The sequence below is a fragment of the Achromobacter piechaudii NBRC 102461 genome, assembly GCF_001571245.1.
Lineage (GTDB): Bacteria > Pseudomonadota > Gammaproteobacteria > Burkholderiales > Burkholderiaceae_B > Achromobacter > Achromobacter piechaudii.
In genome coordinates this window covers 175,540-190,167 of record NZ_BCTK01000006.1, presented here as the reverse complement: position 1 = coordinate 190,167, position 14,628 = coordinate 175,540, and the positions used below count along the sequence as shown (strand labels likewise).

Annotated in this window: 13 protein-coding genes; 11 read left to right on the top strand and 2 right to left on the bottom strand. The window is 67.2% G+C overall.

Going from position 1 to position 14,628, the window contains the following annotated elements:
- Positions 1-38 precede the first annotated feature (38 nt).
- Complete coding sequence (locus tag API01S_RS13055) at positions 39-1,376, top strand: NAD(P)H-dependent oxidoreductase (protein WP_006216017.1); 1,338 nt, start codon at positions 39-41, stop codon at positions 1,374-1,376.
- A 26-nt stretch (positions 1,377-1,402) separates the two neighbouring features.
- Here the strand turns inward: API01S_RS13055 and API01S_RS13050 are convergent, their stop codons facing one another.
- Entirely contained in the window at positions 1,403-2,149 is a 747-nt protein-coding gene (locus tag API01S_RS13050; RefSeq protein ID WP_039883663.1) for a FadR/GntR family transcriptional regulator, read from the bottom strand.
- A gap of 37 nt (positions 2,150-2,186) precedes the next feature.
- Entirely contained in the window at positions 2,187-2,924 is a 738-nt protein-coding gene (locus API01S_RS13045) for an SDR family NAD(P)-dependent oxidoreductase (RefSeq protein ID WP_061304718.1), read from the bottom strand.
- A gap of 407 nt (positions 2,925-3,331) precedes the next feature.
- Here API01S_RS13045 and API01S_RS13040 point away from each other — a divergent pair, with 407 nt between their 5' ends.
- The 10 genes from API01S_RS13040 to lpdA all read left to right on the top strand — a co-directional run bounded on the left by API01S_RS13040 (position 3,332) and on the right by lpdA (position 14,617).
- Positions 3,332-4,567 (top strand): branched-chain amino acid ABC transporter substrate-binding protein, encoded by a 1,236-nt coding sequence (locus API01S_RS13040; protein ID WP_061304716.1) that lies wholly within the window; start codon positions 3,332-3,334, stop codon positions 4,565-4,567.
- Positions 4,568-4,699: 132 nt separating this feature from the next.
- Positions 4,700-5,641 (top strand): branched-chain amino acid ABC transporter permease, encoded by a 942-nt coding sequence (locus API01S_RS13035; RefSeq protein WP_006216024.1) that lies wholly within the window; start codon positions 4,700-4,702, stop codon positions 5,639-5,641.
- Entirely contained in the window at positions 5,638-6,906 is a 1,269-nt protein-coding gene (locus API01S_RS13030; protein WP_050728583.1) for a branched-chain amino acid ABC transporter permease, read from the top strand. The genes API01S_RS13035 and API01S_RS13030 overlap by 4 nt, the downstream gene beginning before the upstream one ends.
- Positions 6,903-7,655 (top strand): ABC transporter ATP-binding protein, encoded by a 753-nt coding sequence (locus API01S_RS13025; RefSeq protein WP_050728582.1) that lies wholly within the window; start codon positions 6,903-6,905, stop codon positions 7,653-7,655. The genes API01S_RS13030 and API01S_RS13025 overlap by 4 nt, the downstream gene beginning before the upstream one ends.
- Entirely contained in the window at positions 7,652-8,371 is a 720-nt protein-coding gene (locus tag API01S_RS13020) for an ABC transporter ATP-binding protein (protein WP_006216027.1), read from the top strand. The genes API01S_RS13025 and API01S_RS13020 overlap by 4 nt, the downstream gene beginning before the upstream one ends.
- Positions 8,372-8,407: 36 nt before the next feature.
- On the top strand, positions 8,408-9,196 hold the full coding sequence (locus API01S_RS13015) for an SDR family NAD(P)-dependent oxidoreductase (RefSeq protein ID WP_061304713.1): 789 nt from the start codon (positions 8,408-8,410) through the stop codon (positions 9,194-9,196).
- Between the two features lie 37 nt (positions 9,197-9,233).
- Positions 9,234-11,417 carry an alpha-ketoacid dehydrogenase subunit alpha/beta gene (locus tag API01S_RS13010; protein WP_061304712.1) on the top strand — a complete coding sequence of 728 codons (2,184 nt, stop codon included), beginning with the start codon at positions 9,234-9,236 and terminating at the stop codon, positions 11,415-11,417.
- The gene (locus API01S_RS13005) at positions 11,414-11,902 is read left to right on the top strand and encodes a VOC family protein (protein WP_050728579.1); all 489 of its coding nucleotides are present in this window, start codon (positions 11,414-11,416) and stop codon (positions 11,900-11,902) included. Before API01S_RS13010 ends, API01S_RS13005 begins: the two co-directional genes overlap by 4 nt.
- Positions 11,903-11,912: 10 nt before the next feature.
- Positions 11,913-13,211, top strand: a complete 1,299-nt coding sequence (locus tag API01S_RS13000; RefSeq protein ID WP_050728578.1) for a pyruvate dehydrogenase complex dihydrolipoamide acetyltransferase — start codon at positions 11,913-11,915, stop codon at positions 13,209-13,211.
- Positions 13,212-13,219: 8 nt separating this feature from the next.
- Positions 13,220-14,617 carry a dihydrolipoyl dehydrogenase gene (gene lpdA, locus API01S_RS12995; protein ID WP_050728577.1) on the top strand — a complete coding sequence of 466 codons (1,398 nt, stop codon included), beginning with the start codon at positions 13,220-13,222 and terminating at the stop codon, positions 14,615-14,617.
- The last annotated feature ends 11 nt before the right edge of the window (positions 14,618-14,628 follow it).

Below are 14,628 nucleotides of genomic sequence, written 5' to 3'. Positions count from 1 at the left end.
TGTGCTGGCTGTACCCCCACCCCGGAGGAGCCCGCACCATGAATCTGTACCGCCTGCTCAAGCAGCGAGAAGCCGATCACAAGCCTTTGCGAGTTGCATTGCTGGGCGCCGGAAAGTTCGGCGCCATGTTCATGAGCCAGGCGCCCCGCACGCCGGGCATGCGGCTGGTGGCGGTGGCGGACCTGGCGCCCGATCGGGCCCGCGCCGCCCTGACCCGGGTGGGCTGGCCCGCCAGCGCGCTGAACGCCGCCAGCACCCGCGACGCGCTGCAAAACGGCAAGGTCTTCTTCAGCGATGACCCGCTGGCCATCATCGCCAGCCCCGACGTCGACATCGTCATCGACGCCACCGGTCAGGCAGCCGCCGGCATCACGCACGTGCTGGCCTGCTGCGAGCACGGCAAGCACATCATCATGGTCAACGTCGAAGCCGATGCGCTGGCCGGCCCCTTGCTGGCGCGCCGCGCGCGCGAGGCGGGCATCGTGTATTCGCTGGCTTACGGCGACCAGCCCGCCCTGATCTGCGAAATGGTCGACTGGGCGCGCGCCGCCGGGTTTGAAGTCATGGCGGCTGGCAAAGGCACCAAGTACCTGCCGGAGTTCCACACCTCGACGCCGGATACCGTCTGGCCTTATTACGGCTTCACCGCCGAAATGGTGGCCGCGGGCGACTTCAACGCGCAGATGTTCAACAGCTTCCTGGACGGCACCAAAAGCGCCATCGAAATGGCGGCCGTGTCCAACGCGACCGGCCTGCTGCCTTCGCCGTCAGGCCTGCACTTTCCGCCTTGCGGCGTGGACGACCTGGCGCGCGTGCTGCGTCCGCGCGAGGATGGCGGCATCCTGCACCACCGAGGCCAGGTCGAAGTGATTTCATCGCTGGAGCGCGATGGCCGCCCCGTGTTCCGCGACCTGCGCTGGGGCGTGTACGTGACGCTCGCCGCCGATAGCGACTACGTGCGCCGCTGCTTCCAGGAATACGGCCTGGTCACCGACCCCAGCGGCAACTACACCGCCATGTACAAGCCCTACCACCTCATTGGCCTGGAGCTGGGCATCAGCGTGGCCAGCGTAGGCTTGCGGCGCGAGCCCACGGGTGCGCCCGCTGGCTGGCACGGCGACGTGGTGGCCACGGCCAAACGCGATCTGCAAGCCGGCCAGATCCTGGACGGCGAAGGCGGCTACACGGTGTATGGCAGGCTGATGCCCGCGCCCGACTCGGTGGAAGAAGGCTATCTGCCACTGGGCCTGTCGCATCAGGTCAAGCTCAAGCACCCGGTGCGCCAATCGCAGGCGATCCGCTGGCGCGATGTGGAATACGACGAGCGCTCGACGGCGGTGCAGTTCCGCCGCGAAATGGAACAGACCTTCGCCTGAGCCCGCGCGGGCAAGGCCCGGGCCGGCTAGACCGGCGCGGGCCGCTCGGCCTGGAACAAACGCAGCCGGTCCGCCGCGTTGCGCAGATGCTGTTCGGCGGCGCGACCAGCGGCATCGGGGTCCGAGGCCTCGATGGCCACGAAGATGGCCTGATGCTCGCTCTGCACGGCCGCCATCCGTTCGGCATACCGGCGCGCCGTGTTGTTGCGCGCGCTGCGGATCACCCGGCGCACATTCGCTTCCAGATAATCGTTCAGCGACACCAGATGCGGGTTGTGCGTGGCCTGCACGATGGCCTGGTGAAACTGGTAGTCCTCTTCGTCGCCCAGCTTGTCGTTGATCAGCGCGTATTCCATGCCGACCAGCGCCTGGCGCATCTTCTTCAGGTCTGGCTCGGTACGGCGCTGCGCGGCATAGCGCGCGGCGGTGACTTCGATGGACAGCATCAATTCCAGGATGTGTTCCAGGTCTTCGGTGTCGCCGGGCGTGGGCGCGGCAATGCGGAAGGCGTTGCGCTGGAAGTTCGGATCCACGAACACGCCGCTGCCCTGTTGCGACGTGATCAAGCCTTCTGACTTCAAGCGCGCCAGCGCCTCGCGCACCACCGCGCGGCTGACCGAATAGGTTTCGGTCAGCTGCTTCTCGGTGGGCAAGCGGTCGCCAGGGGCAAGCACGCCCTGGCGTATCTGTTCGGCCAGGGCATCGCCCAAGGCGGCAGACAGCGAGCTCTTGGGCGGATTGCGCGGCGGATCCTGATCTTGGTTCGTCGACATGGGAATGCGGGAATGGGTGATGGCGGCGTCCCTCACTTTAAGCGATGTAGATGCCGCCGTTGACCTGCATGACTTCGCCCGTCACGAAACCGGCCAGCGGCGAACACAGGAAAGCGATCGAGCCGGCGATTTCCTCGGCGGTGCCGAAGCGGCGCAGCGGCGTCGTTTCGAGCAGATGCGCGCCCTTCTGGCCAATCAGGTCGTGCGTCATGGACGTGGCGATGATGCCGGGCGCCACCGCGTTCACGCGGATCTGCGGCGCAAGCTCCAGCGCCAGACTGCGCGCGAAGCTCTGCACCGCGCCCTTGGACGCCGAATAGGCGGCATGCGCGTAGCTGCCGCGTTGTGCAGCCAGCGAGGTCAGCAGCACGATCGAGCCGTTGTGGCGCAAGTGGCGCTGGGCGGCGCGGCAGACGTAGAACGTGCCGTCCAGATTGACCCGCATCAGCGTGCGCCACGCCTCGTCGCTGGTGTCCTTGACCAGTTGCTCGGGATAGATGCCGGCGCAATGCACCAGATGATCCAGCCCGCCGAAATGCTTGGCCGCCGCCTCGAACACGCGTTCGCAATCGTGCGACACGGACACGTCCAGCGCATGCGTGTAGACGCGTTGGCCGCTCGGGTCCAGCTCGGCCGCAATCTCTTCCAGGCGCGCGCCATCGATGTCCGTCAACACCAGCCGAGCGCCGTGGGCCGCCATCAGCCGCGCCGTCGCCAAGCCGATGCCATTGCCCGCGCCCGTGATCGCGGCCACCTGTCCTTCAAACGAAATCATCCCTGTCTCCAACTCTCTGTCAGTGGGCGCGCCGGTCGCGGCGATCAGCGCGAATTCTGTGATTGAACACCTGTGCGCGGTGCTTGACACGAGAAAAACGCTTGCCCTATTATTTATCAGACAACTTAATAAAGTTGACTGACAACTTGTTCCGAAAGCGTAAATCAACTTGCGCGGCCAGGCAAGCAAGTCAGAAAAAAACAAAGGCCGAAGCGCCGCAAAACAGGAAGGAGACAAGCGGGCGCATACCCCGGCAGCACGACCGTATGCGCCCCATCTTCGCAATGTCCCCTTCCCCGATTGCCCGTTTCCGGACCTGAAAAAGCCGCCACCAAGCGCGCTTGCTCGACGTACGAACGCATCACTACGCACGCACAAACCACTCCCGTCCCACGGAGGAGACACGCATGAAATTGGCTTTCACCACCGGCCTGCTGTGCTTGGCCGGCATCGCCGCATCGGCGCACGCCGCACCCGTCAAGATCGGCTTGATCGAGACGCTGTCGGGCCCGCAGGCCTCGACCGGCCTGATGTTCCGCGCCGCGGTCAAATATGAACTGGACCGCATCAACGCGGCGGGCGGCTGGAACGGCCAACCGCTGGAATTGGTCGAGTTCGACAACCAGGGCGGCCCCGTGGGCGCGTCCGACCGTTTCCGCGCCGCCGCCGCCGAAGGCGTGCAGGTGCTGGTGCAAGGTTCCTCGTCCGCCATTTCCGGGCAACTGACCGAAGACGTGCGCAAGCACAACCTGCGCAACCCCGGCAAGGAAGTCGTCTTCCTGAACGTGGGCGGCGAAGCGCTGGAGCTGACCGGCCAGAAGTGCCACTTTTATCATTTCCGCTTCACCACCAACGCCGACCTGCGCGTCAAGGCGCTGGCCTCTGTCATGTCGGCCGACGGCACGCTGGGCAAGCGCGTGTACGCCATCAACCAGAACTATTCCTGGGGCCAGGACATGGAAGGCGCGACCGAGCGCTTCGCCAAGCAGTACGGCTACGAAGTGGTCGGCAAGACGCTGCATGAAGTCAACAAGATCCAGGACTTCGCGCCCTACGTCGCGCGTATCCGTTCGGCCACGCCCGACACCGTCATTACCGGCAACTGGTCCAACGACCTGTTGCTGTTGATGAAGGCCACGCAATCGGCGGGCCTGAAGGTGCGTTTCGCCACTGTGTTCCTGGATCAGGTGGGCAACCTGGCCAACGCGGGCGAAGTGGCGATGGGGCATTACATCGCGCACCCCTACAACATCGAAGCGGCTGGCGACGAAGGCGCGAAGTTCGCCGAAGACTACAAGTCCAAGACCGGCCACTACCCCAGCTACACCGAACCGCAGACCGTGATCGGCGTGCGCTTCCTGGGCGAAGCGCTCAAGCAGGTCCAGCCCAAGGACGGCAAGCTGTCCGTGCCGGATCTGGCGGCGGCGCTGGAGAAGGTCACCTACACCTCGGCGCTGGGCACGTACACGATGCGCGCCGAAGACCATCAGGTGCAGTTGCCGATGGTGGTGTCCAAGGTCAGCAAGAACGCCAAGTACAAGGCCGATGGCACCGACATGGGCTTTGAGCCGGTGAAGGTGCTGGCGGCGGCGGACGTGTCCGCGCCGGTGCAGGCCACCTGCAAGATGCAGCGTCCGCAATAAGGCGCATGCGGGGCTGCGTGCAGCCCCGCCGCGACCCACAAAAAAGCGCACTCCGGCGCGGGCCGGGAAAACAAGGTGCGCAGCGTATCGCGCGAGCCCCCGGCTTGGACGCGAAGGATTTATGGAGCGGACATGGAATACTTTACCGTCTCGCTGTTGAACGGCGTGATTTACGGCCTGCTGCTATTCATGGTGTCGGCGGGCCTGACACTGATTTTCGGAATGATGGGCGTGCTCAATTTTGCGCATGCCTCGTTCTACATGATCGGCGCGTATGCGGCCTACACGCTGACGCCCGTCACGGGTTTCTGGACGGCGCTGGTGCTGGCCACGATCATCTCGGGCCTGCTGGGCATGGGCGTCGAACGCTTTTTCCTGCGCCGCGTGCACAAGTTCGGCCACGCGCAGGAACTGCTGGTCACCTTCGGCCTGGCCTTCATCGTGGCCGAGCTCATCAAGCTGTTCTACGGCGACTTCCCCGTCGATTACCGCGTACCCGCCTTCCTGAACTTCGCGGCCTTCCGCGTGTTCGATGCGGACTATCCCTTCTACCGCCTGCTGATGGGCGGCGTGTCGCTGGCGATGTTCGCCGTCATCTACCTGCTGCTCTCGCGCACCCGCGTCGGCATCGTCGTGCGCTCGGCCATCTACCGGCCGCGCATGGCCGAAGCGCTGGGCCACAACGTGCCGCTGGTGTTCATGAGCGTGTTTGGCGTGGGCGCGGCCATGGCCGGCCTGGCCGGCGCGGTGGCTGGCGCGTTCTACACCACCAACCCCAACATGGCGCTTGAACTGGGCGTGCTGGTGTTCGTGGTGGTCGTCGTCGGCGGTCTCGGATCGCTGGAAGGCGCGATGATCGCCTCGCTGCTGATCGGCCTGATCAGCTCGTTCTCGGTGGGCATCGACGCCAGCCTGGCTTCCCTGTTCGCGCTGTTCGGCGCGGGCGAATGGGCCGAAAGCGTGGGCGGTCTGATGACCGTGAAGATTTCCAGCCTGGCCGCCACCCTGCCCTTCCTGCTGATGCTGGTGGTGCTGCTGGTCAAGCCGTCGGGCCTGAAGGGAGAACAGGCATGAGCCAAACCCGTGTTGCATCCGGCGCCCTGCTGCTGATCGTCTGCGTGGCGGCGCTGTGCGCGCTGCCGTGGCTGTTGCCGCCGGGCCAATTGGTGGCGGCGGTGCAGATGCTGATCGCCGCGCTCTTCGCCTGCGCCTTCAACCTGTTGGCCGGACAGGGCGGCATGCTGTCCTTCGGCCATGCCGCGTACTTCGGCGTGGGCACCTTCGCCACGATCCACGCCATGAACGCGCTGGGCGGCGCGGGGCTGTTGCCCACGCCGCTGATGCCGCTGGTGGGCGGCGTGGCCGGGCTGCTGTTTGGCCTGGTCGCAGGCTGGTTCGCCACGATGCGTTCCGGCGTCTACTTCTCGATGATCACGCTGGCGCTGGCCGAGCTGCTGCACGCGCTCGCCCCGCACCTGAAAAGCGTGTTCGGTGGCGAAGCGGGCGTGTCGGCCATGCGCATGCCGGCCTGGGGCTTCACCTTCGGCTCCGACATCGAGGTCTACTTCCTGGTGCTTGCCTGGGTCTTGATTTCGCTGGCCGCGCTGTATGGCCTGACGCGCACGCCGCTGGGCCGGCTGACGCTGGGCCTGCGCGAAAACGCCAACCGCCTGCGCTACCTGGGCTATCGCCCGCATGCGCTCAAGACGATGGTGTTCGCCTTGTCGGCCATGTTCGCCGGCATCGCGGGCGGCTTGCAGGCCTTGAACATCGAAGCCGGCAATTACGTGCTGTTCGAGGTCAAGCTGTCGACCGATGCGGTGCTGTTCGCGTACATCGGCGGCGTCAACGCGTTCCTCGGCCCTGTGCTGGGCGCGGCCATCCTGACCTTCCTGTCGCAGACGCTGGCGGACATCACGCGTTCGTGGCTGCTGTATCAGGGCGTGCTGTTCGTGCTGGTGATGCTGTTCGTGCCCGATGGCCTGGTCGGCTTGGTGCAGCGCGCGGCCAAGTCCTTGCGCCTGCGCGGCCTGGCCAACTGGCTGCCGCGCGCGCTCGTATCGGTGGCGGGTGGCCTGTTGCTGACCGCCGCCACCGTGTTCTCGATCGAACTGCTGCAACGCATGTTCGCGCGCGATTACCGCGCGCTGCTGGCCATGAACCCCGATGCGGGCTGGCCCCCCATTCCCCTGTTTGGCCAGGACTGGGCGCCGCTTGCGCTATCCACCTGGCTGGTGCCGTTGGCGCTTTTTGGCGTGGGCCTTCTGGCCTGCCGCTGGGCGCTGGCCCTGTGGCGCGATGACGGCGACGCCGCCCCCGTGCTGGAGCCCGCGAAATGAGCCATTCCATCCTCACCCTGACCGACGTGCGCAAGTCTTTTGGACAGGCGCAGATCATCCGTGGCGTGAACCTGGAGATCGAAGCCGGCGAACGCCACGCGGTCATCGGCCCGAACGGCGCGGGCAAGTCCACGCTGTTCCACCTGATGTCCGGCTCGTTCGCGCCGACCTCGGGCGACATCAGCCTGCGCTCGCGCGCCATCGGCGGCCTGGCGCCCGAAGCCATCAACCGGCTGGGCCTGGCGCGCTCTTTCCAGATCACCAATGTGTTCCCGCGCCTGTCGGTGCGTGAAAACCTGCGCCTGGCGGTACTGCGCATGCACGGGCTGGTCTACAACTTCTGGCGGCCCATCGCGCGCAACCGAGCCGTGAATGAAGACGTGGACCGCCTGCTGGAAAAAGTGCGGCTGACGGACAAGCAGCACACGGCGGCGGGCGACCTGAACTATTCCGAGCAGCGTTCGCTGGAAATCGGCATGACGCTGGCCTCGCGCCCGAAGGTCATCCTGCTGGACGAGCCCATGGCCGGCATGTCGCAACACGAAGTCGACTACACGGTCGAGCTCATCAAGGACGTCACGCGCGACTGCACCTTGCTGATCGTCGAGCACGACATGCAGGTGGTGTTCTCGCTGGCCGACCGCATCAGCGTGCTGGTGTACGGCGAAATCCTGGCCACCGGCACGCCCGCCGAGATTCGCGGCGACGCCCGCGTGCGCGAGGCCTACCTCGGAGAGGAAACGGTATGACCACGCAATCCCCCCTGCTCAGTCTGCAAGGCGTGCACGCGCACTACGGCAAGAGCCACATCCTGCACGGCATCGACCTGGCCATCGGACGCGGCGAAGTCGTGAGCCTGCTGGGCCGCAACGGCGCGGGCCGCTCCACCACCATGAAAAGCGTCATGGGCCTGGTGGACGTGACGGGCGGACGCATCGCCGTCGAAGGGCGCGACATCACCAACAAGCGCCCCTTCGAAATCGCCCGCGCGGGCGTGGGCTTCGTGCCCGAAGAACGCGAAGTGTTCGCCAACCTGACCGTGGACGAGAACCTGCGCATGGGCGAGCAGCCCAAGCGAGACGACGCGCCGTACTGGACGGTGTCGCAGATGTTCGACTACTTCCCGCGCTTGAAGGAACGCAGCAACACGCGCGCTGGCAACCTCTCTGGCGGCGAGCAGCAGATGCTGACCATGTGCCGTTCGCTGCTGGGCAACCCGAAGGTGATGCTGATCGACGAGCCCACCGAAGGCTTGGCGCCCAAGATCGTGGAAGTGATTGCCGATGTAATCCGCGATATCCACAAGCGCGGCGTCTCCGTCGTACTGGTGGAACAGAAGCTGACGATCGCGCTCAAGGTCTCGACCCGCGTGAGCGTCATGGGCCACGGCCGCATCGTGTTCGAAGGACCGCCCGCGCAGCTGCATGAGCGCCAGGACGTGGTCCAGGAATGGCTGGCGGTCTGATTCCGCCACCTTGCAACTTATCTACAGGCACCTACCTTGGACCACAACACAGAAGTCATCCACAGCGAGCTGCGCGGCCAAAGCGTCGTGATTACCGGCGGCGCCAAAGGCATCGGGTTTTCCACCGCGCAGGCGTTCGTGCGCCAGGGCGCGCGCGTGGCGTTGCTGGACATGGACGCCGCCGCGCTGGACTCGGCCGTGGCCGAGCTGAAAGCGGCCGGCGGCGAGGCCATGGCCGTGCAGGCGTCCGTGACGGATGCCGACGCGGTCGAGCGCGCCTTCGCCCAGGTCGAACAGGCCTGGGGCCGCATCGACGTGCTGGTCAACAACGCCGGCATCTCGGCCAACAAGCCCACGCTGGAAGTCACCGTGGACGAATGGCGCCGCGCCGTGGACATCAACCTGACCGGCGTGTTCCTGTGCGCGCAGGCGGCCGGCCGCCGTATGGTGCCGGCCGGCGCGGGCAGCATCATCAACCTGGCCTCGATGTACGGCGTGGTGGCCGCGCCCGACCGCGCCGCCTACTGCGCCACCAAGGGCGCGGTGGTGCTGCTGACCGAAACGCTGGCCGTCGAATGGGGCCCGATGGGAGTGCGCGTGAACGCGCTGGCGCCCGGCTACGTGGAAACGGATCTGGTGCGCGACCTGGCGGCGCGCGGCCGCCTGGACCCCGAACGCCTGAAGCAACGTACACCGCTGCGCCGCATGGCGCAGCCGGCCGAAATGGCCGACCTGGCGGTCTTCCTGGCATCGCGCCAGGCCGCCTACATCACCGGACACACCCTGGTGGCCGACGGCGGCTGGAGCCGCTACAGCTACCTCTAACCGCACCGACGCTTAAAAACATTCTGGAGATTCACTCATGGCCACCTACCAACCGCTTGAGCCCCAAGCGCCCTGGCGGCAACTGACGGTCGAGCCTGGCGACTGGCAGCGGGCAGAGCCCGCGCTGCTGGGCACGATGCTGACCCAGCTGCACTGGATCCGCGCCTTTGAAGAGGCCGTGCTGGACCTGGCCGCCGAAGGCCTGGTGCATGGCCCCGCGCATTCGTCCGTGGGCCAGGAAGGCGGCGCCGTCGGATCGGTGCTGGCGCTGGGCGCGGGCGATCAGATCAATGGCTCGCATCGCGGCCACCACCAGTTTCTGGCCAAGGCGCTGCAACACGTTGCGCCGCAGGGGCTGAACCCGCTTGATCCGCTGACGCCCGCCATCGACGAGGTGCTGCAAAAGACGCTGGCCGAGATCATGGGGCTGGCGCAGGGCTATTGCCGGGGCCGTGGGGGCAGCATGCACCTGCGCTGGCTGGAGGCCGGTGCGCTGGGCACCAACGCCATCGTGGGCGGCGGCGTGTCGCTGGCGGCGGGCGCGGGCTGGGCGCACAAGCATGCCGGCACCGACCGCGTGGCCGTCACCTACTTCGGCGACGGCGCGGTGAACATCGGCTCCGTGCTGGAAACGATGAACCTGACCGCCGCGTGGAAGACGCCGCTGTGCTTTTTCATCGAGAACAACCGCTACGCGGTCTCGACCACCGTGGAAGAGTCCACCGCCGAACCGCGTTTGTCCGCGCGCGGCCTGGGCTTCAACATTCCGTCCTGGAAGGTCGACGGCATGGACCCGCTGGCCGTGTACCTGGCCATGTCCGAAGCCGTGGCGCACATGCGCGCGGGCAAGGGCCCGACCATCGTGGAAGTGGACGTGTACCGCTTCTTCCATCAGAACGGCCCCTTCCCCGGCAGCGCCTTCGGCTACCGCACCAAGGATGAAGAATCGCAATGGCGCCAGCGCGATCCGCTGGACAAGATCGCCACCGAAATGATCGGCCGCAGCCTCATCACGCAAGCGCAGGTGGACGCGCTGCGGCAACGCTGCAAGGACGTCATGAAGGACGTGTGCGGCCGCCTGACCGAAGCCGCTGACGGCGGCAAGCGCCGAGTGCGCGCCGACTTGTGGCCGCGCGCCGACTTCCGCGACGTGGGCCTGCGCAGCGACGGCGCGGAGCTGGCCGGCCTGCGCTACCAGGACGCCGCCGACTACACGGGCGCCAAGGTCGAACGCAAGTTCGTCGACGCGGTGGCCGACGTGCTGGACCGCCGCATGGAAACGGACAGCGGCGTCGTCGTGCTGGGCGAAGACGTGCATCGCCTCAAGGGCGGCACCAACGGCGCGACGCGCGGGCTGAAGGACAAGTACCCCGACCGCGTGCTGGGCACGCCCATTTCCGAGAACGCGTTCGCGGGCCTGGGCGGCGGCTTGGCGATGGACGGGCGCTACCGCCCCATCGTCGAATTCATGTACCCCGACTTCATGTGGGTGGCGGCCGACCAGATCTTCAACCAGATCGGCAAGGCCCGCCACATGTTCGGCGGCGACATCGACGTGCCGTTCGTGCTGCGCACCAAGGTCGCGATGGGCACCGGCTATGGCTCGCAGCATTCGATGGACCCGGCCGGCATCTTCGCCACCGCGCCGGGTTGGCGCATCGTCGCGCCATCCACCCCCTACGAATACGTGGGCCTGATGAACACCGCGCTGGCGTCGAAGGACCCGGTGCTGGTGATCGAACACGTGGACCTGTACGCCTCGACGGGCGAAGTGCCCGAAGACGACCTGGACTATGCCATCCCCTTCGGCCGCGCCCGCGTGCGCCGCGAGGGCGGCAAGGTCACCATCCTGACGTACCTGTCGATGGTCAGCCGCGCGCTCAAGGCGGCCGAAGAAGCGGGCGTGGACGCCGAAGTGATCGACCTGCGCACGCTGGACCGCGCCAGCCTGGACTGGGACACCATCGGCGCCAGCATCCAGAAGACCAACAACGTGCTGATCGTGGAGCAAGGCGCGCGCGGCACCTCGTATGGCGCGATGCTGTCCGACGAGATACAGCGCCGCTACTTCGACTGGCTGGATCAGCCGGTCAAGCGCGTGACGGGCGGCGAGGCTTCGCCCAGCATCTCGAAGGTGCTGGAACGCGCGGCCTTCGCCGACACCGAGGAAGTGCTGGCGGGCCTGGCCGATGTGCTGGCCGACCTGGGAGAGCAGCCATGAACGCGCTGCACATGACCGTGCCGATGGAAGTGGGCATCTGCTGCCGCGACCTGGACGCGCTGCTGGCGTTCTACACCGACGTCGTCGGTCTGACGCTCGCGCACCGCGTCAGCGTGCCCGCCGACATGGCGCGCGCCACCGGCCTGACGGCGCACGGCTACGAGGTCGCGCGCTTGCAGACGCCCTATGGCGAACGCATCAAGCTTCTGCAACCCGCCGTGGCGCCCGAACCGGCCGTGCGCGGCGCGGCGATCCTGGATCGCCAGGGCGCGACCTACCTGACCTTCATCGTGCGAGATCTGGTCGGTGTCGTGCGCAGCCTGCAATCGAAGGGCGTGGTCTTTGACAGCGAGCCCGCACCGATGCAGGTGCGCCCCGGCACGTGGCTGGCGTTCTTCCGCGACCCGGAAGGCAACGTGCTGGAACTGGTCGAATACGACGACCCCGCCGCCTACCGGCCCGATCTGGCCCGCGCCGCAAACTAGGACGAACATCGTGGCTCACCTCATCAAGCTCCCCTCTGTTGCCGCCGACACCTCGGGCGGCAACCTGCACCAGTGGCTCAAGCAGGAAGGCGACACCGTCGCCGTCGGCGATGCGCTGGCGGAAATCGAAACCGAAAAGGCGATCGTTGAAATCAACGCGGAACACGCGGGCGTTTTGGGCCGCATCGTCGTCCCGGCCGGCGCGGCCAACGTGCCGATCAATACGGTGATCGGCGTGCTGCTGGCGCAAGGCGACGACGCCTCGGCCATCGACCGTGCGCTGGCGGAACACGGCGGCGCGGCAGCGAAGAACGCGGAACCGGCTTCGGGCGGCGCGGCGTCGGCTGCAACGACAAGCGGTGCGGCAGCGGCTGCCGTAGCGCCGACTGCCCCAGCACCGGCTACCCCCGCGTCCACTGTCTCCCCCGCCTCCAGCGCCGCCGTCCCCGGTGGCCGCTTGTTCGCCAGTCCGCTGGCGCGCCGGCTGGCCGCGCAATGGCATGTGGACCTGCTGGGCGTGACCGGCACCGGCCCGCATGGCCGCATCGTGCGCCGCGATGTCGAAGCTGTGCGCGACCGCGCTCCCGTTGACGCCGCCGCGCCGCTGGGCGCGCGCGCCGCCCGACCCGCCGCTCGCCGCGTACCGCACACGGGCATGCGCCGCGCCATCGCCCGCCGTCTGACCGAGAGCAAGCAGCACGTGCCGCACTTCTACCTCTCGGTGGACTGCAAGATGGACGCGCTGCTGGCCCTGCGCGCGCAAGCCAATCAGGGCGGCACGGTGAAGCTGTCGGTCAACGATTTCATCGTGCGCGCCGCCGCGCTGGCGCTGCGCGAGGTGCCCGAAGTGAATGTCAGCTGGCACGAAGACGCCATCGAATACCACGCGGGCGCGGACATCTCGGTGGCCGTCGCCACCGATGGCGGCCTGGTCACGCCCATCGTGCGCGATGCGGACGTCAAGCCGCTGTCCGCCATCGCCGGCGAAATCGTCGAGCTGGCCGGACGCGCCAAGATCAACCGCTTAAAGCCCGAGGAATTCACGGGCGGGTCGCTGACGGTCAGCAACCTGGGCATGTACGGCATCCGCGAATTCGCCGCCATCATCAATCCGCCGCAGGCCGCCATCCTGGCGGTGGGCGCGGCCGAACGCCGGCCGATCGTGGGCGATGACGGCGAACTCGTCGCCGCTACCGTCATGACGGTGACGCTGTCGGCCGATCACCGCGCGGTGGATGGCGCGGTCGGCGCGCGCTGGCTCGCCGCCTTGCGCACCCTGATCGAAAACCCCGTGCGTATCCTGCTGTGAGCCCGACGATGACCAAGAACGTGTTTGACCTGATCGTCGTGGGCGGCGGACCGGGCGGCTACGTGGCCGCCATCCGCGCCGCGCAGCTGGGCATGTCGGTGGCGCTGGTGGAACGCGCCGAGCTGGGCGGCATCTGCCTGAACTGGGGCTGCATCCCCACCAAGGCGCTGCTGCACAGCGCGACCGTGCTGCGCGCCTGCCAGGAAGCGGCGCACTACGGCGTCACGGGCGCGGACTCGGCACGGGCGGACCTGTCCGCCATGGTGGCGCGTTCGCGCAAGGTGGCCGGCCGCCTGGGCCAGGGCGTGGCGCATCTGATGAAGAAGAACGGCGTGACCGTCTTTGCCGCCAGCGCCAGGCTGGCGGGCGCGGGCAAGCTTGCGCTGGACAATGGCGCGGCGCTGTCCGCCAAACACATCATCCTGGCGACCGGCGCACGCGCGCGCGAGCTGCCCGCGTTGCCGATTGGCGAACGCATCTGGGCCTATCGCCAGGCGCTGATGCCCACCGAAATCCCGAAGTCGCTGCTGGTCGTGGGCGCGGGCGCCATCGGCGCGGAGTTCGCCAGCTTCTACCGCGCGATTGGGTCGGACGTGACCTTGATCGACATGACGCCGGAGATCCTGCCGCAAGAAGACGCCGAGATTTCGCAGCTGGCGCGCAAGGCCTTCGAAAAGCAAGGCATCCGCGTGCTGACGCAATGCGCCGTCACGGCGTCCGCGCTGACCGCCACGGGCGTCAAGGTGACGCTGGCGCAGCAGGGCAAGACGAGCGAGCTGGAAGTGGATCGCGTGATCGTCGCCGCGGGCATCGTGGGCAACGTCGAAAACCTGGGGTTGGAGAACACGCGGGTAAAGGTCGAGAAGACGCACATCGTCACCGACCCGCATTGCCGCACCGACGAGCCGGGCGTCTACGCCATCGGCGACGTGGCCGGCGCGCCGTGGCTGGCGCACAAGGCCAGCCATGAAGGCGTGCTGTGCGTGGAAGCCATCGCCGGCAAGCCGGTGCACGCCATCGACCCCTTGCGCATCCCCGCCTGCACGTATTCGTACCCGCAAGTGGCCAGCATCGGCATGAGCGAGGCGCGCGCGCGTGAACACGCCAAGGCCAGCGGCGGCGAGATCCGCGTGGGCAGGTTCACCTTCGCCGGCAACGGCAAGGCCATCGCGATGGGCGAAGACCAGGGGCTGGTCAAGACGGTGTTCGATTTGCAGTCCGGGGAGTTGCTGGGCGCGCACATCATCCACCCCGAAGCTTCCGAGCTGATCACCGGCTATGGCGTGGCGGCCTCGCTGGAGGCCACCGAAGAGGACTTGATGCACACCGTGTTCGCGCATCCCACGCTATCGGAAACGCTGCACGAATCGGTGTTGAGCGCGTTCGGACGCGCGCTGCATGCGTAGTGGGGCTCGCG

Coding starts and splice junctions, on each gene's coding strand:
- API01S_RS13055 (WP_006216017.1), top strand. CDS start 39: ATGAATCTGTACCGCCTGCTCAAGCAGCGAGAAGCCGATCACAAGCCT.
- API01S_RS13050 (WP_039883663.1), bottom strand. CDS start 2,149: ATGTCGACGAACCAAGATCAGGATCCGCCGCGCAATCCGCCCAAGAGC.
- API01S_RS13045 (WP_061304718.1), bottom strand. CDS start 2,924: ATGATTTCGTTTGAAGGACAGGTGGCCGCGATCACGGGCGCGGGCAAT.
- API01S_RS13040 (WP_061304716.1), top strand. CDS start 3,332: ATGAAATTGGCTTTCACCACCGGCCTGCTGTGCTTGGCCGGCATCGCC.
- API01S_RS13035 (WP_006216024.1), top strand. CDS start 4,700: ATGGAATACTTTACCGTCTCGCTGTTGAACGGCGTGATTTACGGCCTG.
- API01S_RS13030 (WP_050728583.1), top strand. CDS start 5,638: ATGAGCCAAACCCGTGTTGCATCCGGCGCCCTGCTGCTGATCGTCTGC.
- API01S_RS13025 (WP_050728582.1), top strand. CDS start 6,903: ATGAGCCATTCCATCCTCACCCTGACCGACGTGCGCAAGTCTTTTGGA.
- API01S_RS13020 (WP_006216027.1), top strand. CDS start 7,652: ATGACCACGCAATCCCCCCTGCTCAGTCTGCAAGGCGTGCACGCGCAC.
- API01S_RS13010 (WP_061304712.1), top strand. CDS start 9,234: ATGGCCACCTACCAACCGCTTGAGCCCCAAGCGCCCTGGCGGCAACTG.
- API01S_RS13005 (WP_050728579.1), top strand. CDS start 11,414: ATGAACGCGCTGCACATGACCGTGCCGATGGAAGTGGGCATCTGCTGC.
- lpdA (WP_050728577.1), top strand. CDS start 13,220: ATGACCAAGAACGTGTTTGACCTGATCGTCGTGGGCGGCGGACCGGGC.